Below are 21285 nucleotides of genomic sequence, written 5' to 3'. Positions count from 1 at the left end.
CATCCAAAAAGGACGAAAGGTCTATCTTCCGCGGTACCACCTTCATTTACCCCAAACTAAAAAATACAGTCAGGGTTCACTCGACTCCGATAACGCCGGATTTACGTTAGGTTTTCCTAAGTGCTCATAAGGTAGGTTCAATGATAAAGAGGACTGTGAAGCCTTTCAGCCGGTGAGCTTCACTCTCTTTCGCCATTTTTCATTTACTGGTCTTAATCATCGCAATTTACGAATCAAATTTTACTAGTGATTATGCAAGATAAACAGCCTGTCTGTCAAGGAATAAAAATCTGAATTTTTTATTTATTATGCAAAAATACTGACAATTGGCAAGGAAATCGTTACACTTACTTTATAAATAATTGTCAAAAAATGTTCACATTCTATTTAAAAATAACGATTGGAGTTTTTTTGAATGGCAAAATGGAAAGACGGTATCGCAAAAATAATTTTGCCGACTCCTTATGCAGTCGGGGACGTTAATGTTTACTTAATAAAAGGGGAAAGGCTGACACTTGTTGATTGTGGTGTAAAAACAAAGGAGTCATGGATTGCATTTAAGGCCCAGTTGTCTCAATTACAATTAAGCCCGGATGATATTGAACAGGTGATTATTACCCATCACCATGCTGATCATGTTGGGATGCTTGATTTTTTATCGGATAAGGTAGAGGTCTACGGTCATCCGCTGAATGAACGATGGATTAAACCAACGGAGTTTTTTTTTCAAGAACAAGAGGATTTTTTTCGCAGACAATTTCTTGACTTTGGAATCCCAGCAGAATATTTTCCTTCTCTTTTAAATATAAGACTTGCATTCAGGTATTCCTGTAACCGCTCATTGACTGGAGGACTGGTTGAAGGGATGGTCCCGCCGGGGTTAAGTGAATGGACGGTTATTGAGACACCTGGCCATGCCCAGAGTCAAATTGCTCTATTTCGAGAAAGAGATGGGATTCTAATTGGAGGGGATTTGATTCTTGCACATATCTCACCCAATCCATTCCTTGAGACACCAGCACCAGGCGAAAAAGAAAGACCAAAGCCGCAGCTGCAGCACAATCATTCGATGAAAAAGCTGTTGTCTTATCCGATTCAGTTTGTTTACACAGGACATGGCGAGGAAGTCTTCCAATTAAAAGAGCTGGTCGAAAAAAGATTGCTTCACCAACACGAACGGGCGATGAAGGTCAATAATTGGCTTAAAGAAGAGCAGCAAACTGTTTTTGAACTTTGCAAGCGGCTTTTTCCGGCTGCTTACAAGCGTGAATTGAAGTTAACGATATCGGAAACAGTGGGGCAGCTTGACTATTTAGCCTCTATCGGCGAGATTAGTAGTAGTGAGGGTCATCGACCTGTCCTTTATCAAGCTCGGTGAGGTGTGTATATGGCAAGGGAACTACTTAAGGGTAAAAATATTGTTATTACCGGTGCATCCGGGGGAATAGGTGCTGAAATTACAAGGCTTTGTGCCGAAAGTGGCGCGAATCTTGTGTTAATAGCACGCAGCATTGAAAAGCTGAAACAGCTGCAAACGGAATTGCAGCAAAAGCATCAAGTTAGGGTTGATGTCTATCAACTAGATGTCTCTGATACGGAAAAAGTGAAGGCAGTTTTTAGCGATATTATAGAGAATATTGACCATATTGACATACTTGTGAACAACGCTGGTTTCGGTGTTTTCCGTGAAGCTCATGAAGCAACTATGGTGGAAATTAAAGGGATGTTTGATGTCAATGTTGTCGGACTGATGGCGTGTACAAGTATGGTGCTTCCTAAAATGCGCGAACGCCGTTTCGGTCATATTATTAATATTGCCTCCCAGGCGGGAAAAATCGCTACGCCAAAATCAAGTGTTTATTCGGCTACCAAGCATGCTGTTCTCGGCTACACCAATTCACTTAGAATGGAGCTTAGTGATTATAATGTTCTAGTAACATCTGTGAATCCTGGACCCATTGCAACGAACTTTTTTAACATCGCTGATGAAAAAGGTACGTATGTTAAAAATGTTAAAAAGTTTATGCTTCAGCCTGAATATGTCGCTCGGAAAGTTGTTGACAGTATGCTTACGAAAACAAGAGAAATCAATCTACCGCGCTGGATGAACATGGGCAGCGTCGTTTATGTTCTCTTTCCGAGACTTTTTGAGCGCATTGGAAAAAAAGCGTTTAACAAAAAATAAAACCGCACTTAGCGGTTTTTTGTTTTCATTAAATGCTTTCATCCTGTTAAAAATTCGTAGACTGTATCATTAACAGCCTCGTATAAATCTACAGTTGGCTGTTCTACTTTTATTTGAATAATCCGATCCGCAAGTTCCTCTAAATCTTCACTGCTCATTGGCAGTGAATCCACTTCGGAATAATATTGTTTAAAGCAATTTTTTATCATTTTGACTATCAATTTTTTCTCCATGTGCGTGCACCTCATTCACCATTATACCGTTTTTTTCTCCAGAAAAATAACCATAACCATGAAACCTGTCAAAAAATTCCCATTGAATACGAACGTATATTCGCGTAAGATATGTATATAATATAAGGAACAAACGTTCGATATTTAATGTGTCTAGCTCCGGGCGCCATCGGCTCGAGGTCGTAAGCCAATCCGTCAAGAAGGTTAAAGAGCAACCTTCATGCCGGCTCGTCTTACGCTTGTCGCCGATGGGCGGGCGCCCTACGCTTTTCGAATTGGGAGGAAAAGTCATGGTTGATTACAACACGTTACCGCACAATCAAATTTTATGCGTAGACATGAAGAGCTTTTATGCAAGCTGTTCCGCTGTCATGCTTGGTCTTGATCCCTTGACTTGCTATCTAGCTGTGGCTGGTAACAAAGAACGAAATGGAAGTGTTGTGCTTGCCGCTTCACCGCGTTTGAAGAAAGAATTTGGAATTAAAACAGGTTCCAGGCTATTTGAGATTCCCGATGATCCCCGTATCCGAGTAGTTGAGCCGAAAATGGCAACTTATTTGCGTATTTCTACTGAAATTACCCGCGTGTTTAATCGTTATGTGCCAAAGGAAGCCATCCACACGTATAGTGTTGATGAAAGTTTTATCAAGGTGGATGGAGCACTTCGTTTGTGGGGGGACGCTTTTACGATTGCAGCAAAAATAAAGGATGATATTGAACGTGAATTCCAGCTTCCCTGTGCGGTCGGAATTGGTCCTAATATGTTACTGTCGAAGCTTTGCCTCGATCTTGAAGCAAAGAAGCACGGAATCGCCGAATGGAAGTATGAGGACGTCCAGACGAAGCTTTGGAACGTTTCACCACTAAGAGAAATGTGGGGAATCGGCAGGCGTGTTGAAAAAACACTAAATGGAATGGGCATTTTCACGGTTGGTCAGCTGGCTCGATATGATTTAGAAGCGCTGGAAAAGAAATTCGGAATCATGGGCAATCAGCTATATCATCATGCATGGGGAGTAGATCTTTCAGACTTGGGAGCACCTCTGATTGAGGGGCAAATCAGCTTTGGAAAAAGCCAAATTCTTTTAAGAGATTATAAAGAGGAAGAAGAAATAAAGCATGTGATTTTAGAAATGTGTGAAGAAGTGGCCAGAAGAGCGAGATCTCGCCGTAAAGCTGGGAGGACAATCAGCCTTAGCATTGGATATAGCCAAGATGAACTTGGCGGCGGCTTTCATCGCTCAAGAACCATCAAGCAGCCAACAAATGTAACCATGGATCTTTATCGTGTCTGTCTCGAATTATTCCACGAACACTATACAGGTAAGACGGTAAGGCAAATTGCGATTAGTATCGGAAATATTGTCGATGATCACGAGTTTCAGCTCGATCTTTTTGACATGGGTGCGGTAAAGCGGCGGGAGCTTGGCTATGTAGTTGATTCTGTTCGCAGACGCTTTGGTTCAGGTTCCTTATTACGGGCTGTTTCCTATACAGCTGCCGGAACGGCAAAGCACCGGGCCACATTAGTTGGAGGACATAAGAGGTAGGAAGAAAAGCAGAAGCGCCTTGAACAGGGAAAAAAATGAACCTCTTTTTTCCCTAGGCGCTGGAGCTAGACAACGAAGGAGGAGGAGTCGGATGATTCGCGACCGTGGAAGGATCAAATGGGTTTCGATGATGCTTCCTGAGCATGTGAAATTGCTTAGGGATTGGGTGAAGGAAGATCAGTATGAAGTGAAAAAAGAAATGGATGAGCAGCAGCTAGAACTCATGAATATGACCTTATCTGAAGCAATCGAATTCGACCAATTCGTTACCATTACTCATTATCGAAATCGAAATTATGAGCTCGTGATTGGAAAAATCCATTATTGGGACGAAATGACGCAAAGGCTTCATATTGTCGATCACTTTGAAGAGGTACACCGCATTCCTATTGATGCCATTGCGGATATCAGGATAACGGATGTGTAAACATTAAAAAAGAGCGGCTCCATTCGGATTCGCTCTCTTATTATATATTGAAAAAAATGGTCCAATCTATTACCGGAAGTCCGCTTTAAATTCACCAGTAATTTTTTGGTGACCGTTATTTTCTTTAAACGATTGCTCTTGTTCTAAGTCAAAACGATTCATAATTGGTAAATCGTTTACTGAGAATAGGTAAGAGTCTTCTGAGGCAGAGTGTTCATACCAAGCCCAGTTTGGAACAACGTAGTAATCGCCTTTTTTCCAATCGAAGCGGATACCATTAATTACTGTGTGACCTGAACCTTTGTGTACTTGGTAAACGGTTGAGTGTGTATGGCGTAATGCCTTTGTTTTGAAACCATGTGGTAAATGCTGCATTCTTGTGCCGAGCGTCGGGTTAGCAGATTTACCTGTAGATGGGTTAATGTACTCTACTGCATAGCCATGTTGTGGGTCTGGATCGAATTCCATCAAGCCTTTAATTCCTTCAACAGTGCGATCCCATTTATAATTAGCAAGCGGAGCAACTGTGAATTTATCATCACCAACAGGACGAACCATACCGCCACGATAACGTCTCTCTGTAAAGTTATCCGGAATATCTGGTTGTTGTAAACCGTCTTCATAAGGTTCAAAGAATGTACCGCCGATTGCGTAAATAGTAGGAATATCTAAAGCATCCATCCAATACATAGGCTCTGTACCTAAGTGCGCATGCCCATGCCATAAGTTCTTTGGAGTAATTAAAAAGTCGCCTTCTTCCATGAAAATACGCTTGCCCTGTACGATCGTGTATGCACCTGAACCTTCAGAAATGAAGCGCAATGCACTTTGTGAGTGACGGTGAGATGGAGCTTTTTCACCAGGCAATAACATTTGAACAGCTGCATAAATGGTTTGAGTAGTAGATCCCCATCCCCAAGGTTCACGATAAGTTAAGCCAGGATTTTGGAAATAAATCGCACGACGTTCTCCACCGCGTTCTGGTGTGAAGATTTGAGCTGCTTCGGCCATTTTCTTTTTAATTAATTCATCGCTCCAAAGATAAGCTTGTGCTTGAGGCTTTGGCGTTTTGTGCATAATTGCAGGAATTGCCTCCCAAAGAGGTCCTAAGTTGTATTGTTGAATATCTTTGGTGTAATCGGTTACAATTGAGCTTTTCATAAACTCTTGAACTTCTGGATTTACTTCAGCCATTTCACATTCTCCTCACAATTCAAATTTTATAGAGAAAAGGGGAGTAGTGTATTTCTACTCGCCCCTTGTATCTCGTAATTAAACAGTGGCTGCCGCTTCTGTTGCCTTTACTTTATTTTCAAGCGCACCGATTTGGTCGATCTCAATTCGAACTACGTCTCCATCTTTTAAGAATTGCGGAGGATTCATCGCAACTCCAACTCCACCAGGAGTTCCTGTTAAGACAACATCTCCTGGCTCTAACGTCATTAAATTTGATAAGAAAGCTACTAATTTTGGAACCGAGAATACTAGATTGGCAGTATTCGTTTTTTGACGTACTTCACCATTTACTTTTAGTACAACATCTAGGCCAGATGGATTTTGTAATTCATCGGAAGTTACTAAATATGGTCCCATTGGTGCGCTGCCATCTACTGTTTTTCCTTGTAACCATTGAAGAGTGCGTCGTTGAATATCACGATATGTTACGTCATTAGTAATGGTATAACCTGCTACATAGTCCAATGCATCTTCTTCGGAGACGTTGCGTGCTTGTTTGCCAACAACAAAAGTAAACTCGGCTTCATAGTCAAGCTGGTCAGAAATTGGATAGTGTGGGATATCGTCCTCTGGCCCTAAAATGGTATTAGCAAATTTAGCAAAGATAACTGGGTTCGAGGGGATTTCGCGACCCATTTCTAAAATGTGCTCGCGGTAATTGTGACCTACACAAATAATTTTGCCTGGACGCCTGACTGGTGCTTCTACCTTAACTTCCTCGAGATTGTAAATCACTTTTTTATCATAGCTTTCAGGATTAGCTAAAATGAAATCGATTGCATTTTGCGCTAGTTGCAGCGACTCATTGCCCCCTTGATATAACTCATCTGTATTATCTGGCACATAAGCTTTTGCGATTGCTTCGTATCGGTATTTTCCTTCTGTTTTTAACTCTGCTTGGTAAGCATAGTTTAAGTCGATTACTTTGTTATCAACGATTGCCCCTGCACGTGTATGCCCGGCGGCAGTAAAATTAATAAGTTTCATTGTTGTCCTCCTCAATTTCACTAATTATGAAACTAGTTCACTATTTATAAAAAATATTAAAAGATTTTAAAATATTGTCAATATTATTTGTTTTCAGAAAAATAAAATCCTCTTTATAGAAATTTCTAAATTTTAAAACTTTTATGTTGACGAAATGCTGAAAAATGATTTAAAATTTTCTTATTAGATAACATCGTTCTCTATTTATGGAAAGAATAACTCGGTTGGAGGGTAAATGTCAATGGTTAATGTAAGCGATATCATTATAGTGGGTGGAGGAATCGGTGGTTTAGCAGCAGCACTATCAATTCAAGAAACGGGTAAATCAGTAGCAATTTTTGAGCAAGCACCTGAATTTGGTGAAGTAGGTGCAGGGATCCAGTTAGCACCCAACGCATTAGAAGTTTTAGACCGTTTAGGTGTAAAGGAAGAAATTTTAAAGCATGTGGTATTACCAAAACGTCTTGTACTAAAAGATGTATATACTGCAAAAGAATTAGCAACTCTTGATTTAGGGGAAGGTTTCCAAAACGAATTCGGCCAGCCCTATATCGTATTGCATCGCTCTGACTTACACAGAGCTCTTTATGAAGCATGTCAAAAAAGCGGTAATATCACATTCTTTACAAACCAAACGATTCAAACTGCAGAACAAAATGGTGATATTGTAACAATTGTTAACCAAAATGGTGAAACGTTTATTGCAGAAGCAGTTATTGGTGCAGACGGGGTAAAATCAAACATGCGTAAGCAGCTAGTTGATGATAAACCAGTGAATTCTGCGTATGTAGCTTACCGTGGAACGATTCCAATTGAAGAAGTGTCAAATAATGCAAACTTAGACTTAGATGATGTAATCATGTGGATTGGACCAAACCTGCACATGGTACAATATCCAGTTCGTCGCGGAGAGCTTTACAACCAAGTAGTAGTATTTAAATCATATGATGCTACTGTTGAAGATTGGGGAACTCCAGAAGAAATGGCACGTCGTTTTGAAAATTGTCATCCAAAAGTTGAAAACGCCTTAACTTACATTAACCGTCAATTCCGTTGGCAGATGTATGACCGTGAACCAATCGAAAATTGGACAAATGGCAACATTACGCTATTAGGAGATTCAGGTCATGCAATGCTTCAATATTTAGCTCAAGGCGGCGTTCAAGCCCTCGAGGATGCGTTTGTATTAGGTGAGAAATTAAAAGAACATAAAACCTACGAGGAAGCATTTAAAGCATACCAAGAAATTCGAATCCCACGTTCTGCAATGGTACAAGGATCAGCACGCAGATGGGGCGAGATTATTCATGCGGAGGATCCAACTGCACTTGCACTTCGCAACTTTATTTTCGAACAACACAAACCAACTGATTACAATGTTGTTGATTTCCTATATGGCTATTTCAAGAAAAATTACCAACGTGTAGATTGCTAATTTACAAAAAAACGCGTTAGAGCTAACTCTAACGCATTTTTAAAATTTATGTATTAGATGAATTGAAGGAGGCAGTATTTTATGGCAACAGTAGTATTGAATGAAAAATTGGAAGTGTTTAAACAGAGTATAGATGAAATTGTAGCGGTTTTGAAAAATACGGAAGAGGCGGCACTTTATGTTAAACCTTCTGAAGATGAATGGTCAGCCATGCAAATTGTTTCTCATATTTTAGAAGCTGTAGATTTTTGGGTGGCAGATTTGGAAGCATTGCTAGTTGTTCCAGGTGCAAAATGGGGACGCAATCATGAACATGTGCGTCGTTTAGCTGCAGTAGATGAAATCCTTGTATCTCGAAATAAGAAAGAGGATGCCATAGCTGCACTACAAAACTTAGTCCTGAAAGTAGAGTCAGCTCTTGTAAAAGTGAAAGAAGAGGATTTAGTAAAAACAGCTCCAAGTTATAATCCAAACTTTGATGGAAAACCATTGTCCTTTTTAGTCGACCATTTAATCGTTAAGCACGTAACTGGACATTACGGACAAATTGTACGTCATTTAGAAAAAGTATAAGGATAAGAAAAAGGACTCTCCTACTGGAAGTCCTTTTCTGTTGACATTAATCTTCTTTTACAAATCGCACTTGAGAGTCAAATTTTCCTTTATGCGAACCATCGCAAAAAGGTTTGTTATTGGATAGCCCACAGCGGCAAAGCGAAAAGGCAGGCTTTGTTTCCATCACATTTCCCGCACCATCTAGCAATTCCACCTCACCGGTAATCCGCAGTGAACCATTATCATTTACTTTAATTTGTACCTTTGTCATTCCAGACACTCCTTTGAAAAATATATATATTGTCTTCAGAATATAATGAATATAAGGAAAATGCAAGTGAGCAAATACTCTAGCAGCTGCAAAAAATTATGATACAATCAGCGTATGCCAACTAGGGGGAGATTTAAACATGGAGATTGTAATTACAGCGGCAGCAGCTGAGAAAATTAATCAGAGAACAGCAGGGCGGGAAGGTTACTTAAAGCTAAAATGGGATACAGAGGGCTGTGGTTGTGCGGTAAGTGGTGTAATTGCCTTGTGGTTCGTACCGGAATTGGATACTGACGATATAAGTTTTGAAACAAATGATCAAACTGTTTATATAGAAAAGTCGAAAACTGTTTTCTTTGATGAAAAAATGACGATTGATTTTTCAAATGCAACAAATAGCTTTCAACTAAAAAGCCCACAGCAAATCTTGAACGGATTCATGAGTTTTGTTGTGACAGAAAAAGCAGACTGACCTACAAGGGCAGTCTGTTTTTTTCGGAACGCAGATATATTCAGATTAACGCAAATAAAGTGAGACAGCCTCAAGAATTTATGCATTCTCAACGTATTTTAACAAAAATTTATCTAGGACACTTCGATACTCTTCCGGATTTTCATTAAATGACTGGGCATGGCGCCCATTCGCAGCGAGATAAAGCATTTTTGGACCTTGTTTTTTTTCATATAATTCCTTCGTCATGGTTGGAAGAATAAAATCATCGTGCTCGCTGTGAATAAATAGAATGGGATGTTTAATATTTTCAATGACCGAAATGGGTGAGACATGCCTGATTGAATATTTTTCACGAAGACGCAAAATAAAATCAGCAATGGGAATTAATAGTGTCGGTATCATTTTGTATTCTTTTTTAAGTTGATACGAAAGCTGCTCTTTCAAGTCAGAGAACGGACAGTCTGCAATATAAAAGTCAGCGCCATCCTCAAGCATACCTGCGTACAAAAGCATCGTAGCTGCCCCCATTGATTCCCCATGAATACCGAGCGTAAGAGTCGGTCCCTTCTCTTTTTTTACCCAATCAATAACAGCCTTTAAATCGAATTTTTCAAAATGCCCAAAGCTGGTTGTCTTTCCCCCGGAATCTCCGTGGCGCCGATGGTCGTATATGATGGCATTAAATCCGCGCTCTAAGAAAAGATTCATATATTTTATAGAATTAATTTTTGTTTCCGTCACACCATGGGAAATAATGACATAGCGAATGGAATCGTGAGGCTCTACCAGCAAAGCTTTAATGGGATATCCAAAAGGGGAGTCAATAGTAACCTCCCGCTTTGGAAGTGATTCGAAATGTTCGGGTTTAAATCTCCCCGCTTCCTTTTCCCGCTGTACAATAAATTGCTCATCCTTCTTTTTCATATACATAAGCCGATTTGTAAAATAAAAACCTAAAGAAAATGTAAACAAGAATGAAATTAAAAGAGCTCGCATTGCCTTCCTCACAAGTACACCTCCCAAAGGTTAGATATATCTGGAAATTATCTTGGCACTTATTTTATCATAGGAAAAGCCGCTAACTCCATTTAGCGGCTTAATTTAAAATAAACTTATTGCTCTGCATTTTGTCTCTTCGTTGGATGAAGCGCTTTTTCTAGTTCCTCGGCAGCAATCATCCGCTTTCCTCCACCAGCTGATTCTGCATAATCCTTACCTTTTTGGCTATAGCCTTTATCCCGTTTTTGGCTCATGATAATCTTCAGACTCCCTTCGAACTGGTTTCATTTAATAAGGTGCTTATATAGGAGACTGATTATTCATGTGAAAAAACTATACCGTTTGAGCATGAAGCTTAAAATAGCCGCTTTCAATCTGCCTTGAAAGATATATTTTTGATTAAAGGTGTTACAGACACCGACAAAAAAGGCAACGGCTTTACATTCAGACATGTAAACACGATCAATTCCTTTACGATTAGGTGCTAAGACAATGTTTCTGGTATTCACATCCAGACAGTCAGCTACAATATCAGCTGCGTCGCCCATTTGCGGTACCCATTTTGGAGAAACAAACGATCTCAGCTCCATTTCTTGGAGACCAGCAATTATAATTCCTTAATAAATTTCTTTTTTATTTCAGTCGGATCAAATAACTTTTCGTTTTGCAACTCATCACGCGGACCAACTTCGATAATCGTTACGTTTTTAGGTAAATTAAACACCATTTTCCCCCTTGAATCTTCATACTTTCATTGTAGAGGTGTTGAAATCTAAAAATCAAGAATAATAGAAATTTTGACAAAATAAGAGGATTTTCTTTGTTCACACTAGAAATAGTAAAGGTAAAAGTAGTGAAAAGGAGAGGAAAAAAATGAGTCAAACAGAAGTAGTAATCGTTAGTGCTGTTCGTACTGCACTAGGTAATTTTAACGGAAGCTTAAAAAATGTATCAGCACAAGAATTAGGTGCAACTGTTATCAAAGGAGCGCTCGAACAAGCTGGCGTAAAGCCGGAGCAAGTAGACGAAGTCATTTTAGGGAATGTTCTGCAAGCAGGACTTGGTCAAAATCCAGCCAGACAAGCTGCAATAGGAGCGGGAATTCCTGAAAGTGTTTCATCCATGACAATCAATAAAGTCTGCGGCTCGGGTTTAAAAGCTGTTCATCTAGCAACACAGGCAATTCTAGCAGGAGATGCTGAGATTGTTGTCGCTGGTGGAATGGAAAATATGAGCCAAGCTCCTTATCTATTAAAAAATGCCCGTGATGGTTTTAAAATGGGTGATCAAAAATTAGTAGATACTTTGACTAGCGACGGACTAACATGTGTATTTAACCAATATCATATGGGAGTTACAGCTGAAAACTTAGCTGATAAATATTCCATTACAAGAGAAGAACAGGACCAATTTTCGGCATGGAGTCAGGAGAAGGCTGTTAAGGCAATTGAAACAGGTAAATTTAAAGATGAGATTGTCCCTGTGGTTATTCCGCAGCGCAAAGGGGATCCAATTGTTTTTGATACAGATGAATATCCGAAAAAAGGAACAACAGCCGAAAAACTCGCAGGATTACGTCCAGCATTCAAAAAAGATGGCAGTGTAACGGCTGGAAATGCTTCAGGAATCAATGATGGAGCAGCAGCTTTAGTAGTGATGAGCAGGAAAAAAGCTGACGAACTAGGGATTAAGCCTTTAGTAACAATTAAAGGGAATGCTAGCGCTGGTGTTGACCCAAGCATTATGGGAATCGGACCGGTTCCAGCGGTAAGAAAGGTTCTGGAAAAAACGTCTATTTCTATAGAAGACCTTGAGTTAATTGAAGCGAATGAGGCGTTTGCTGCCCAATCACTGGCAGTTGACCGTGAACTTCATTTTAATAAAGAAATATTAAATGTAAATGGCGGGGCTATTGCACTTGGTCACCCAATCGGCGCAAGCGGAGCAAGAATTCTCGTCACATTGATTCATGAAATGAAAAGAAGGAATGCCCAAAAGGGATTAGCAACACTTTGTATTGGCGGCGGTCAAGGAGTTGCAACCGTCGTAGAGCTAGCGTAAGCCTACAATGAGGGGAGAATCAGTACGATGAAGAAAATTAGTACATCCTTCCAGGAAGCAGTCGCGGATATTCAAGATGGAGCGACGTTGATGGTTGGCGGTTTCGGTTTGTGTGGCATTCCTGAAAATCTAATCCAAGCATTGGTTGATAAGGGCGTAAAGGATTTAACTGTTATCTCCAATAACTGTGGAATCGATGATTGGGGTCTTGGACCACTTTTAAAAAATAAACAGATTATAAAAATGATAGGCTCCTATGTGGGCGAGAATAAAGAGTTTGAAAGACAGGTACTAGCAGGTGAGCTTGAGGTAGAACTAACACCACAAGGTACGTTAGCTGAAAAAATTAGGGCTGGTGGAGCAGGAATTCCGGCTTTTTACACTCCTGCGGGTGTAGGAACACCGATTGCTGAAGGGAAGGAAACAAAAGTCTTTAATGGTAGAGAGTACCTGCTAGAGGAAGCGTTGACTGCAGATTTTAGTTTTGTTAGGGCATGGAAGGGAGACAAGATGGGGAATCTTGTTTACCACAAAACAGCAAGAAACTTTAATCCGATGATAGCGGCAGCAGGAAAAGTAACAATTGCCGAAGTAGAGAACCTCTATGAAATCGGAGAACTTGATCCTAATTTTATTCACACACCGAGTGTGTACATTCAGATGATTATTGAAGGTAAACAGGAAAAAAGGATCGAGCGAATGACCATTAGAAAATAGATTTATGAAGGGAGAGAGAGTCCAATGGTCTCTGTTAGAGAGAGAATTGCAATAAGGGCAGAGAAAGAAATCGAAGACGGTTTTTATGTGAACTTAGGAATCGGGATGCCTACGCTGGTAGCTAATTATATATCTGAAAATAAGCAGGTTGTCCTGCAATCGGAAAATGGCCTGCTTGGGATTGGCCCCTATCCAACCGAGGAAGAGGTTGACCCTGATTTAATCAATGCTGGAAAAGAAACAGTAACAGCCATTAGTGGTGCATCCTATTTTGATAGTGCTGAATCCTTTGCAATGATTCGTGGCGGACACATCAATGTGGCTATCCTTGGAGGCATGGAGGTTTCTGAAACTGGAGACCTCGCAAACTGGATGATACCAGGTAAAATGATAAAAGGAATGGGTGGAGCCATGGATCTTGTCCATGGGGCTCGAAAAATCATTGTCATCATGGAGCATGTCAACAAGCGCGGCGAATCGAAAATATTAAAACAATGCACACTGCCATTAACGGGCAAAGGTGTGGTTCATCGAATTATTACCGAGCGGGCGGTAATGGATGTAACGGATACTGGTCTAAAATTAGTTGAAGTAGCAAAAGGGTTTACTGTCGGGGATGTAATAAACTCGACAGAGGCTTCATTGGAAGTAGACGAAAACGTGGTAGTGGAAGCATATTAAAAGTGTGGCAGGCTGATTAACAGAACAGCCTGCTTTTTCTATCAAAAATGCTATAATACATATGAAATGATGATTATGGGGGATTTAGGATGAAAAAGAAATTGAAACAAAAAAATCAAACTAAACCAAAAAAAGAAGAAACAGCGGTAACGCTTAAAGATATGATCAATCCTGAATTAATTAAGCAGCTAAAAGAACAGCAGGATCAGCTGAAGGCAGCAGAAGAGCGTAAGAAAGAAGAAGAAGAGAAACGGAAACGAGAAGAACGCCGCTTAAAGGAAAAAAATAAATCATTTGAAGAGCTGCTAAACGAGAGCGGAATGAACTGGAAGGAATTTAAATAGGAGGCCAAATGGTCTCCTGTTTTAACGATGTTCTATATATGTTTCAGCCTTTGAAGTCTCTTTAATAATGGTAATTTCTTCTTCGGTCAAGGGTTGGCTTCTAACCGACCTGGCATTGCTTCTTACTTGTTCAGGACTGCTAGCTCCGGCGATGACCGTGGCAACAGCAGGGTGTGCCAAATTATATTGTAGCGCTATTTCAGTAAAAGAACGGTCCGCTGCCAGCTTGTCCTTTAGGGCAGGTAACACATCAAGCAACTCTTTCTGACTATAGTCTTGATATCCTTTTTGTGACACCTTTTCTAACATTTTATCACTTAGTAGTCCTTTTGCGAGAGGGCCGCGGGTTACTGCGCTAATTCCATGTTCATGCAGCATAGGCAATACCTCTTCTTCTGGACGACGGTCTAATATACTATATTGCATCATGACAGAAACAAGATGGGACTTCTTTACATACTCACGAATGACATTAGGACGAATTGATGAAATTCCATAATAGCGGATAAAGCCCTCTGATTTTAATTCTTCAAATGCCTCTATCGTTTCATCAATCGAATCTTCGATTGTCCCGCCATGCAGCTGATATAAATCAATATAATCAGTGTTTAGTCGTTTCAAACTTTGTTTGACTGCTTCCTTAATGTACGATTTGGACGGATCCCATGACCAGCCTGTCCGATCTGATTTCCAACGATTTCCAACCTTTGTCGCAATAAATACCTTTTCACGTACTTCCTTTAATGCAGCCCCGACGATTTTTTCATTTTCTCCAAAATCATACAAATCAGCAGTATCAAAATAATTGATTCCCTCATCTAGCGCGGTCTCAATAATCTCTCTAGCTGTTTTCTCCTCAGTGCCAATCGACATGCAGCCTAAGCCTAATTCAGTAACCCATAAATCTGAGTTTCCCAGTTTTCTTTTATTCAAAATAGATCACCCCGTTCTTTTATATAATTTTACGAGAGTCTGGGGAAGACTACAAACGAAAAAGGTTATTTTGGAGCGACTTTTTCTACCCATTCGGCAACTGTGGAATAATCCTTATTGTATTCTTTTAGCTTTTGGATAATCTCCCATCCCTTACCAACAAGAATAATTCCTTTATCATGCACGTATACCTTCATCCATACCCCTCCAAATAATGTATGGTAAAATGTATGAGCAGCATATAGCGAATTAGAACAGGAGTTGACATAGATGAATAATCTTCAGGAAAAAACAATACATAGCGAAGAAATTTTTTCAGGAAAAGTCATTAGTCTCCACCTTCAGGATGTTGAACTTCCAAATGGAAAACAGTCAAAAAGGGAGATTGTTAAACATCCAGGTGCAGTTGCTATTTTGGCGATCACCGATGATAAAAAAATTGTTATGGTAGAGCAATTTCGTAAAGCTCTTGAGCGGACGATCGTTGAGATACCAGCAGGAAAGTTAGAAAAGGACGAAGAGCCAGCTCTTTGTGCACGACGAGAGTTAGAGGAAGAGACAGGATATGAATGTGAAAGTTTGGAGCTGCTCATCTCGTTCTATACATCACCTGGATTTGCAGATGAAATCGTTCATCTATTTGTAGCCAAAGGATTAACAAAGAAAGAAAATGCCGCGGCACTAGATGAAGATGAGTTTGTAAACATAGAGGAATTAACACTTGATGAAGCGTTTCAATATATAAAGGAACAAAAAATTTATGATGCCAAAACCGTCTATGCTGTCCAATATCTGCAGCTGCAAGAGGCATTAGAAAATAAGTGAAACGCTATTATGTAGATTTACATATTCATATCGGGAGAACCTGGACGGGTAAGCCTGTAAAAATAACAGGTGCCAAAACATTAACGTTTACCAACATCATTGAGCATGCTAGGCATGAAAAAGGCCTGAATATGATTGGAATTATTGATAGCCACTCACCAGAAGTAATCATAGAAATGGAAAGCCTAGTTACGAGTGGAGACATTATTGAACATCCAGATGGAGGCTTAGCATTCGGTGATCTAACCGTAATCCCCGGTTCAGAGTTAGAAATCTATGATGAACAATGCAATGGACCGATACATGTACTTTGTTATTTTCCAACTATCGTCATCATGAGAGAGTTCTCTATTTGGCTGTCGGGTCATTTGAAAAATGTTCAATTGAGTTCTCAGCGGATTTATGTGTCAGGTCTCGAATTGCAAAGAAAAGTAAAAGAAATTGGCGGATTATTTATTCCTGCTCATGTTTTTACACCTTTTAAAAGCCTTTACGGTAAAGGTGTCAATAAATCGTTAACAGAAGTATTCGACCCTGATTTGATCGATGGGATTGAGCTTGGGTTAAGTTCGGATACAAGGATGGCGGATCAGATAAAGGAATTACACAACTATACCTTTGTGACCAATTCAGATGCGCACTCGTTAGCGAAAATTGCCCGTGAATATCAGGTTATATCCATGATGGAACCATCATTTAAAGAATTGGGTATGGCTTTGAGAAAGGAAGACGGACGACGTATCCTAGCGAATTATGGGTTAGATCCGCTCCTGGGGAAATATCACAAAACCGTCTGTGCCGAATGCTTGCAACCAGCTAGTGATGAAGACCAAATTTGTAGTCAGTGTAGTAACAAAAAGATTATTAGAGGTGTAGCCGATCGAATTCTTGAATTGAAGACTGCTGATCAGAGTCCAGAAGGACGTCCTCCCTATGTCCATCAAGTCCCGCTAGAATTTATACCGGGATTGGGACCAAAGTTACTCGAAAAGCTGGTCAATCATTTTGGATCAGAAATGGCCATTTTGCATGAAGTTCCTTTACAGGCATTGAACGAAGTGGTTCCACCTAAGATTGCTGATATGATTATGAAAGCAAGAGAAGGAAAAGTTACTTTGGCAGCCGGCGGCGGCGGAAAGTACGGAAAAATAGCTGATTAATATCATTTATTTCATTGAAAACCTGGCAGATCCACAAACTGCCGGGTTATTTTATGTCTTTCTGAACAGAATTTTTACTGAAAAATAATATATCAGCGAAAATTAAAATATATCAGTGAAAAAATAAATATATCAGCAAAAAATTATATATATCAGGAAAAAATGAAATATATCAGGAAAAAGTAAAAATATTAGCGATGCCCAACTAATCCACCGCTCTCCCTCAAAAATTAAAATCTATTAATTTATGGTCATAGAAATACTAGAAAGGCATAAAATGTAATAACTGATTAGGAGAAATAGGAGGGACTGCAGTTGAAGAAACGATTGTACCAGAACGATGCCGCCAGTTATTTCCGTGAGCATTCCTCAATTTTTTTATTTATTGTAATTTTATTTTTAATGGGTGTCATCTTTGGGGCTATTGTCGTGAATAGTATGAGTATCACCCAAAAAGAAGATTTATTTTATTATTTATCACAATTCTTTGGTCAAATACTAAATGGTAAAGTAGCAGAGAATAATGATTTATTTGCACAAAGTTTTCTTCATAACAGCAAGTTTATTGGGCTGATTTGGATTTTAGGCATTTCGATCATTGGACTGCCAGTGATCCTCATTCTATTATTTATTAAAGGTTTGGTTGTAGGTTTTACGGTTGGTTTCTTAGTTAGTCAATTGGGATTGAAAGGATTTTTGCTTGCATTTGTGTCCATTCTGCCACAAAATTTGATTATCATTCCCGTTTTCATTTTGATGGCTGCTTTATCCGTTATATTCTCATTGAGAATGATAAAAAAACAATTCTTTAAAACATATGGACAACCGATTTTACCATTTTTTAAGAACTATATTCTCATCTTCATAGTTGCAGTAGTTCTTATTTCTGCTGCTTCAGGAGTAGAGGCTTACGTATCACCATGGCTAATGAAATCGATGATGGGATCACTTGATTTATAACAATTATTATATAATATTAAATATAATCACTTGTTTATAATAATTTTATTTTGACACCTCTTTCTCATCTGTTATAATGAGAATAGCAGCGGCGAGGGAGGGACTACGGGATGGAAACTAGAATTGAAAGAATTAAAAAGCATTTGCATTCATCAAGCTATAAGCTAACACCTCAGCGTGAAGCAACCGTTCGGGTATTGTTAGAGCATGAAGAGGATCATTTAAGTGCAGAAGATGTATACCTCCTAGTTAAGGAAAAGTCGCCTGAAATCGGATTGGCAACTGTATATCGTACACTTGAATTACTAACTGAATTGAAAATTGTTGATAAAATTAACTTTGGTGATGGAGTTTCACGTTATGACCTTCGCCAAGAAGGGGCAGCACATTTTCATCATCATCTTGTTTGTATTGAATGCGGGGCAGTGGATGAAATCCAAGAAGATCTTCTTGAAGATGTGGAAGCTGTAGTCGAGCGTAGGTGGAATTTTAAGATAAAAGACCATCGCCTTACATTCCATGGCATCTGCTATCGCTGCAAGGATAAAGGAAAAGCTGAGGAAAACGCAGAATTGTAGCCAAGAGTCCTTTTTAAGAAAAAGGGCTTTTTTTATTCTATCAAAATTAATTCCTCTAAAACCGTTACGCTAGGTATAAAAGTTGGACAAATTGGCATATCTTTTACTAGGCTAACTGTTTGGGGGAAGGTAAATGTTCTCGTTTATAAAAGTAGTACTACAAACCTTAAAGGTTTTTATCATATTCACTGGATGCACGATCCTCTTTTATTATGGTATTATGTGGGTAAATGAGGAGTACCAAAATTATCATCGCTATGATTCACCAGAAGGCTCTGCTTTAAAGGTTTCGACATTAAATAAAGATGAGAATCCTGTGTGGCTGGATCGGCTGATTTTGTTTTACTTAAATGGGGAGTAGTATTCAATGGATGATCATTTAAAAAATTTTATGCAGTTTTTACTCGTAGAAAAGAGGATGGCAAAGAATACGCTGCTGTCGTATGAACGAGATTTAAAAACCTATCTACGCTACTTAAAAAACGTTGAAGCAATTGAGACATTAAATCAAGTACAGCGGGTTCACGTTGTCCAATTCCTGTCCTTTTTAAAGGAACAAGGAAAATCTGCAAAAACATTGGCAAGGCACGTTGCTTCTATTCGCGCATTCCATCAATTTTTGTTGCGGGATCAGGCATCGAATCAGGACCCATCTGTACTTATTGAACCTCCTAAGTCAGAAAGGTCAATTCCGAAAGTTTTAAGCTTGGAGGAAGTAGAAAAACTTTTAGATTTACCCAATGGACAAGGGCATTTTGGTTTGAGGGACAAAGCAATGTTAGAGCTTCTTTATGCTACTGGTATTCGTGTCAGTGAGCTTATTCAAATTGATGTGGAGCATGTCAATTTAACAATGGGATTTGTTAACGTCAGTGGTAATAGTAATAAAGAACGAATCATTCCAATCGGAACAACAGCAATTGAGGCACTAAAACATTACATAGAAAAAGGTAGAATAATTTTTGTTTCTAAAAATAATCCTGTGAATTTTCTACAGAAAAATCACTCTGACAATGCATTATTTTTAAACCATCAAGGAAAAAGATTAACACGTCAAGGATTTTGGAAGATCTTAAAAAAGCTTGCTACAGAAGCTGGAATTGACAATGAGTTAACACCAAACACTCTTCGGCATTCGTTTGCGACACATCTTTTGGAAAATGGTGCCGACCTAAAAGCAGTCCAAGAAATGCTTGGACATGCTGATATCTCTACAACCCAAATTTATACCCAAGTAACGAAGACAAGGTTAAAGGATGTCTATAGTAAATTTCATCCAAGAGCTTAATAGGATACTAGTTACATAAAAATTACAAAAGTGTCGAAAAGCTGCCATAATAATTGGCAGTTTTTTTCTTGTAATTTTATTAATGTTTAGTAAAATATAGAGGTCAGACTTCTGACGTTATATTTTTAAAAGTGTTAATAATCCTATTTTAATAAGGGCAATCTATTTGTATTAAATGAGCAAAGTAGTCATTATTGGAGAAAAAGGAGGAAGACAAGAATGGCAGTAAATACATATAAACGTATATTTTTAATCGTAATGGACTCTGTAGGAATTGGCGAATCACCTGATGCAGAAAAGTTTGGTGATAAAGGTGCAGATACGCTTGGACATATTGCTGAAAGAATGAACGGTCTAAACATGCCGAACATGGGAAAGTTAGGTTTAAGTAATATCCGTGAAATTAAGGGGATCGAAAAAGCAGTAAAACCAATGGCATACTATACAAAGATGATGGAAGCATCGAATGGTAAGGACACCATGACAGGTCACTGGGAAATAATGGGTTTAAATATACAAACACCTTTTCGTGTATTCCCAGATGGATTCCCCGATGAGCTTCTTTCAGAATTAGAGGAACGCACAGGAAGAAAGATTATAGGCAATAAACCTGCTAGTGGAACGGAAATACTCGATGAACTAGGCGAAGAACATATGAAAACTGGAGCATTGATTGTCTATACTTCTGCAGATTCAGTGCTGCAAATTGCAGCACATGAAGAAATTATTCCAATTGAAGAGCAATACAAAATTTGTAAAATCGCTCGCGAGTTAACCCTTGATGAAAAATACATGGTCGGTCGTGTCATTGCTCGTCCATTCTTGGGTGAACCAGGCAATTTTAAAAGAACTGCTAATCGTCATGACTATGCATTAAAACCGTTTGATAGAACGGTAATGAGTGAGATGAAAGATGCTGGTTTAGATGTAATTGCGATTGGAAAAATCTCAGATATTTATGATGGTGAGGGTGTTACCCAGTCTCTAAGAACGATTTCCAATATGGATGGGATGGATAAGCTAGTACAGACACTGAATATGGATTTCACAGGGATTAGCTTCTTGAATTTAGTTGATTTTGATGCACTATATGGGCATCGCCGCGATCCAGAAGGCTATGGAAACGCACTTGAAGAATATGACGCACGCTTACCGGAAGTGTTTGCCAAGTTGCAAGAAGACGATTTGTTAATCATTACAGCTGACCATGGGAATGATCCAGTAGCACCTGGAACGGATCACACACGTGAATATGTCCCGCTAATTGTCTATTCAAAGAAAATGCCAGAAGGTAAAGAACTACCTATTCGAGAAACATTTGCTGACATTGGAGCAACAGTTGCAGATAACTTTAGTGTGAAAATGCCAAATTTCGGAAAAAGCTTTTTACAAGAATTAAACTAAGG

At 39.2% G+C, this 21285-nt stretch carries 26 protein-coding genes and 1 pseudogene; 18 read left to right on the top strand and 9 right to left on the bottom strand.

The genetic code is table 11. From position 1 onward, the window contains the following. Positions 1-415: 415 nt before the first annotated feature. Both TR08_RS08800 and TR08_RS08795 read left to right on the top strand, forming a co-directional pair. Positions 416-1378: an MBL fold metallo-hydrolase gene (locus TR08_RS08800; RefSeq protein ID WP_045517471.1), complete on the top strand. Its 963-nt coding sequence runs from the start codon at positions 416-418 to the stop codon at positions 1376-1378. Between the two features lie 9 nt (positions 1379-1387). Next, positions 1388-2185, top strand: a complete 798-nt coding sequence (locus TR08_RS08795) for an SDR family NAD(P)-dependent oxidoreductase (protein ID WP_045517469.1) — start codon at positions 1388-1390, stop codon at positions 2183-2185. 38 nt (positions 2186-2223) lie between these two features. Here TR08_RS08795 and TR08_RS08790 read toward each other — a convergent pair whose 3' ends face one another. Then, positions 2224-2418 (bottom strand): YqzH family protein, encoded by a 195-nt coding sequence (locus TR08_RS08790; RefSeq protein WP_045517467.1) that lies wholly within the window; start codon positions 2416-2418, stop codon positions 2224-2226. 290 nt (positions 2419-2708) lie between these two features. Here TR08_RS08790 and TR08_RS08785 point away from each other — a divergent pair, with 290 nt between their 5' ends. Together TR08_RS08785 and TR08_RS08780 are read left to right on the top strand one after the other, a co-directional pair. Further along, positions 2709-3968, top strand: a complete 1260-nt coding sequence (locus TR08_RS08785; RefSeq protein WP_045517465.1) for a Y-family DNA polymerase — start codon at positions 2709-2711, stop codon at positions 3966-3968. 91 nt (positions 3969-4059) lie between these two features. Beyond that, positions 4060-4395 carry a YolD-like family protein gene (locus tag TR08_RS08780; protein WP_045517464.1) on the top strand — a complete coding sequence of 112 codons (336 nt, stop codon included), beginning with the start codon at positions 4060-4062 and terminating at the stop codon, positions 4393-4395. A 69-nt stretch (positions 4396-4464) separates the two neighbouring features. On the opposite strand, the gene TR08_RS08775 is transcribed toward TR08_RS08780, so the two are convergent. Further along, positions 4465-5589, bottom strand: coding sequence for a cupin domain-containing protein (locus TR08_RS08775; protein WP_045517462.1), 1125 nt, complete (start codon positions 5587-5589; stop codon positions 4465-4467). A gap of 78 nt (positions 5590-5667) precedes the next feature. Beyond that, positions 5668-6618 (bottom strand): fumarylacetoacetate hydrolase family protein, encoded by a 951-nt coding sequence (locus TR08_RS08770; RefSeq protein WP_045517460.1) that lies wholly within the window; start codon positions 6616-6618, stop codon positions 5668-5670. Between the two features lie 241 nt (positions 6619-6859). Here TR08_RS08770 and TR08_RS08765 point away from each other — a divergent pair, with 241 nt between their 5' ends. Then, positions 6860-8053 (top strand): FAD-dependent monooxygenase, encoded by a 1194-nt coding sequence (locus TR08_RS08765; protein ID WP_045517458.1) that lies wholly within the window; start codon positions 6860-6862, stop codon positions 8051-8053. 81 nt (positions 8054-8134) lie between these two features. Beyond that, positions 8135-8626, top strand: coding sequence for a DinB family protein (locus TR08_RS08760; RefSeq protein WP_045517456.1), 492 nt, complete (start codon positions 8135-8137; stop codon positions 8624-8626). 46 nt (positions 8627-8672) lie between these two features. On the opposite strand, the gene TR08_RS08755 is transcribed toward TR08_RS08760, so the two are convergent. Further along, on the bottom strand, positions 8673-8879 hold the full coding sequence (locus TR08_RS08755; RefSeq protein ID WP_045517454.1) for a CDGSH iron-sulfur domain-containing protein: 207 nt from the start codon (positions 8877-8879) through the stop codon (positions 8673-8675). Between the two features lie 139 nt (positions 8880-9018). Between TR08_RS08755 and TR08_RS08750 the strand changes: the two genes are divergently transcribed. Further along, entirely contained in the window at positions 9019-9351 is a 333-nt protein-coding gene (locus TR08_RS08750) for an iron-sulfur cluster biosynthesis family protein (protein WP_045517453.1), read from the top strand. A gap of 78 nt (positions 9352-9429) precedes the next feature. Here TR08_RS08750 and TR08_RS08745 read toward each other — a convergent pair whose 3' ends face one another. From TR08_RS08745 to TR08_RS08740, 3 genes and pseudogenes are all read right to left on the bottom strand, one after another. After that, on the bottom strand, positions 9430-10341 hold the full coding sequence (locus TR08_RS08745) for an alpha/beta hydrolase (protein WP_045517452.1): 912 nt from the start codon (positions 10339-10341) through the stop codon (positions 9430-9432). A gap of 104 nt (positions 10342-10445) precedes the next feature. Continuing rightward, on the bottom strand, positions 10446-10586 hold the full coding sequence (locus TR08_RS32455) for a hypothetical protein (protein WP_193747704.1): 141 nt from the start codon (positions 10584-10586) through the stop codon (positions 10446-10448). 132 nt (positions 10587-10718) lie between these two features. Then, positions 10719-11059: pseudogene (locus tag TR08_RS08740) on the bottom strand (hydroxymethylglutaryl-CoA lyase); the annotation flags it as partial. Positions 11060-11205: 146 nt separating this feature from the next. Here TR08_RS08740 and TR08_RS08735 point away from each other — a divergent pair. The 4 genes from TR08_RS08735 (at position 11206) to TR08_RS08720 (ending at position 14135) form a co-directional block, all read left to right on the top strand. After that, positions 11206-12393 carry an acetyl-CoA C-acetyltransferase gene (locus tag TR08_RS08735; RefSeq protein ID WP_045517451.1) on the top strand — a complete coding sequence of 396 codons (1188 nt, stop codon included), beginning with the start codon at positions 11206-11208 and terminating at the stop codon, positions 12391-12393. Between the two features lie 27 nt (positions 12394-12420). Then, positions 12421-13110: a CoA transferase subunit A gene (locus TR08_RS08730; protein WP_045517450.1), complete on the top strand. Its 690-nt coding sequence runs from the start codon at positions 12421-12423 to the stop codon at positions 13108-13110. A gap of 24 nt (positions 13111-13134) precedes the next feature. Then, positions 13135-13791 (top strand): CoA transferase subunit B, encoded by a 657-nt coding sequence (locus tag TR08_RS08725; RefSeq protein WP_045517448.1) that lies wholly within the window; start codon positions 13135-13137, stop codon positions 13789-13791. An 89-nt stretch (positions 13792-13880) separates the two neighbouring features. Next, positions 13881-14135, top strand: a complete 255-nt coding sequence (locus TR08_RS08720; RefSeq protein WP_045517446.1) for a YqkE family protein — start codon at positions 13881-13883, stop codon at positions 14133-14135. A gap of 21 nt (positions 14136-14156) precedes the next feature. Here TR08_RS08720 and TR08_RS08715 read toward each other — a convergent pair whose 3' ends face one another. Beyond that, entirely contained in the window at positions 14157-15068 is a 912-nt protein-coding gene (locus TR08_RS08715) for an aldo/keto reductase (protein WP_045517445.1), read from the bottom strand. A 65-nt stretch (positions 15069-15133) separates the two neighbouring features. Continuing rightward, positions 15134-15265: a Z-ring formation inhibitor MciZ gene (gene mciZ, locus TR08_RS30880; RefSeq protein WP_081954406.1), complete on the bottom strand. Its 132-nt coding sequence runs from the start codon at positions 15263-15265 to the stop codon at positions 15134-15136. A 73-nt stretch (positions 15266-15338) separates the two neighbouring features. Between mciZ and TR08_RS08710 the strand changes: the two genes are divergently transcribed. The 7 genes from TR08_RS08710 to deoB all read left to right on the top strand — a co-directional run bounded on the left by TR08_RS08710 (position 15339) and on the right by deoB (position 21283). Then, positions 15339-15893, top strand: a complete 555-nt coding sequence (locus TR08_RS08710) for an NUDIX hydrolase (RefSeq protein ID WP_045517444.1) — start codon at positions 15339-15341, stop codon at positions 15891-15893. Continuing rightward, positions 15890-17053 (top strand): endonuclease Q family protein, encoded by a 1164-nt coding sequence (locus TR08_RS08705; protein WP_045517442.1) that lies wholly within the window; start codon positions 15890-15892, stop codon positions 17051-17053. The genes TR08_RS08710 and TR08_RS08705 overlap by 4 nt, the downstream gene beginning before the upstream one ends. 315 nt (positions 17054-17368) lie before the next feature. Continuing rightward, a complete protein-coding gene (spoIIM, locus tag TR08_RS08700; protein WP_045517440.1) occupies positions 17369-18013 on the top strand; it encodes a stage II sporulation protein M in 645 nt (214 codons plus the stop codon). Positions 18014-18123: 110 nt separating this feature from the next. Further along, complete coding sequence (gene fur / locus TR08_RS08695; protein WP_045517437.1) at positions 18124-18591, top strand: ferric iron uptake transcriptional regulator; 468 nt, start codon at positions 18124-18126, stop codon at positions 18589-18591. Between the two features lie 133 nt (positions 18592-18724). Further along, the gene (locus TR08_RS08690; protein WP_045517435.1) at positions 18725-18952 is read left to right on the top strand and encodes a YqzK family protein; all 228 of its coding nucleotides are present in this window, start codon (positions 18725-18727) and stop codon (positions 18950-18952) included. A 6-nt stretch (positions 18953-18958) separates the two neighbouring features. Next, positions 18959-19879: a site-specific tyrosine recombinase XerD gene (xerD, locus tag TR08_RS08685; protein ID WP_045517434.1), complete on the top strand. Its 921-nt coding sequence runs from the start codon at positions 18959-18961 to the stop codon at positions 19877-19879. Positions 19880-20098: 219 nt separating this feature from the next. Beyond that, positions 20099-21283: a phosphopentomutase gene (gene deoB, locus TR08_RS08680; protein ID WP_045517432.1), complete on the top strand. Its 1185-nt coding sequence runs from the start codon at positions 20099-20101 to the stop codon at positions 21281-21283. The last annotated feature ends 2 nt before the right edge of the window (positions 21284-21285 follow it).

It is taken from the genome of Neobacillus niacini (genome assembly GCF_000759675.1).
GTDB classification, from domain to species: Bacteria; Bacillota; Bacilli; order Bacillales; family Cytobacillaceae; genus Neobacillus; species Neobacillus niacini_A.
The sequence above is the reverse complement of the archived record's forward strand: the minus strand, read 5'-3'. Positions and strand labels throughout refer to the sequence as shown.

Excerpts from the sequence above, each read along its gene's own strand:
- TR08_RS08800 (WP_045517471.1), top strand. The coding sequence starts at position 416 with ATGGCAAAATGGAAAGACGGTATCGCAAAAATAATTTTGCCGACTCCT.
- TR08_RS08795 (WP_045517469.1), top strand. The coding sequence starts at position 1,388 with ATGGCAAGGGAACTACTTAAGGGTAAAAATATTGTTATTACCGGTGCA.
- TR08_RS08790 (WP_045517467.1), bottom strand. The coding sequence starts at position 2,418 with ATGGAGAAAAAATTGATAGTCAAAATGATAAAAAATTGCTTTAAACAA.
- TR08_RS08785 (WP_045517465.1), top strand. The coding sequence starts at position 2,709 with ATGGTTGATTACAACACGTTACCGCACAATCAAATTTTATGCGTAGAC.
- TR08_RS08780 (WP_045517464.1), top strand. The coding sequence starts at position 4,060 with ATGATTCGCGACCGTGGAAGGATCAAATGGGTTTCGATGATGCTTCCT.
- TR08_RS08775 (WP_045517462.1), bottom strand. The coding sequence starts at position 5,589 with ATGGCTGAAGTAAATCCAGAAGTTCAAGAGTTTATGAAAAGCTCAATT.
- TR08_RS08770 (WP_045517460.1), bottom strand. The coding sequence starts at position 6,618 with ATGAAACTTATTAATTTTACTGCCGCCGGGCATACACGTGCAGGGGCA.
- TR08_RS08765 (WP_045517458.1), top strand. The coding sequence starts at position 6,860 with ATGGTTAATGTAAGCGATATCATTATAGTGGGTGGAGGAATCGGTGGT.
- TR08_RS08760 (WP_045517456.1), top strand. The coding sequence starts at position 8,135 with ATGGCAACAGTAGTATTGAATGAAAAATTGGAAGTGTTTAAACAGAGT.
- TR08_RS08755 (WP_045517454.1), bottom strand. The coding sequence starts at position 8,879 with ATGACAAAGGTACAAATTAAAGTAAATGATAATGGTTCACTGCGGATT.
- TR08_RS08750 (WP_045517453.1), top strand. The coding sequence starts at position 9,019 with ATGGAGATTGTAATTACAGCGGCAGCAGCTGAGAAAATTAATCAGAGA.
- TR08_RS32455 (WP_193747704.1), bottom strand. The coding sequence starts at position 10,586 with ATGAGCCAAAAACGGGATAAAGGCTATAGCCAAAAAGGTAAGGATTAT.
- TR08_RS08735 (WP_045517451.1), top strand. The coding sequence starts at position 11,206 with ATGAGTCAAACAGAAGTAGTAATCGTTAGTGCTGTTCGTACTGCACTA.
- TR08_RS08730 (WP_045517450.1), top strand. The coding sequence starts at position 12,421 with ATGAAGAAAATTAGTACATCCTTCCAGGAAGCAGTCGCGGATATTCAA.
- TR08_RS08725 (WP_045517448.1), top strand. The coding sequence starts at position 13,135 with ATGGTCTCTGTTAGAGAGAGAATTGCAATAAGGGCAGAGAAAGAAATC.
- TR08_RS08720 (WP_045517446.1), top strand. The coding sequence starts at position 13,881 with ATGAAAAAGAAATTGAAACAAAAAAATCAAACTAAACCAAAAAAAGAA.
- mciZ (WP_081954406.1), bottom strand. The coding sequence starts at position 15,265 with ATGAAGGTATACGTGCATGATAAAGGAATTATTCTTGTTGGTAAGGGA.
- TR08_RS08710 (WP_045517444.1), top strand. The coding sequence starts at position 15,339 with ATGAATAATCTTCAGGAAAAAACAATACATAGCGAAGAAATTTTTTCA.
- fur (WP_045517437.1), top strand. The coding sequence starts at position 18,124 with ATGGAAACTAGAATTGAAAGAATTAAAAAGCATTTGCATTCATCAAGC.
- TR08_RS08690 (WP_045517435.1), top strand. The coding sequence starts at position 18,725 with ATGTTCTCGTTTATAAAAGTAGTACTACAAACCTTAAAGGTTTTTATC.
- xerD (WP_045517434.1), top strand. The coding sequence starts at position 18,959 with ATGGATGATCATTTAAAAAATTTTATGCAGTTTTTACTCGTAGAAAAG.
- deoB (WP_045517432.1), top strand. The coding sequence starts at position 20,099 with ATGGCAGTAAATACATATAAACGTATATTTTTAATCGTAATGGACTCT.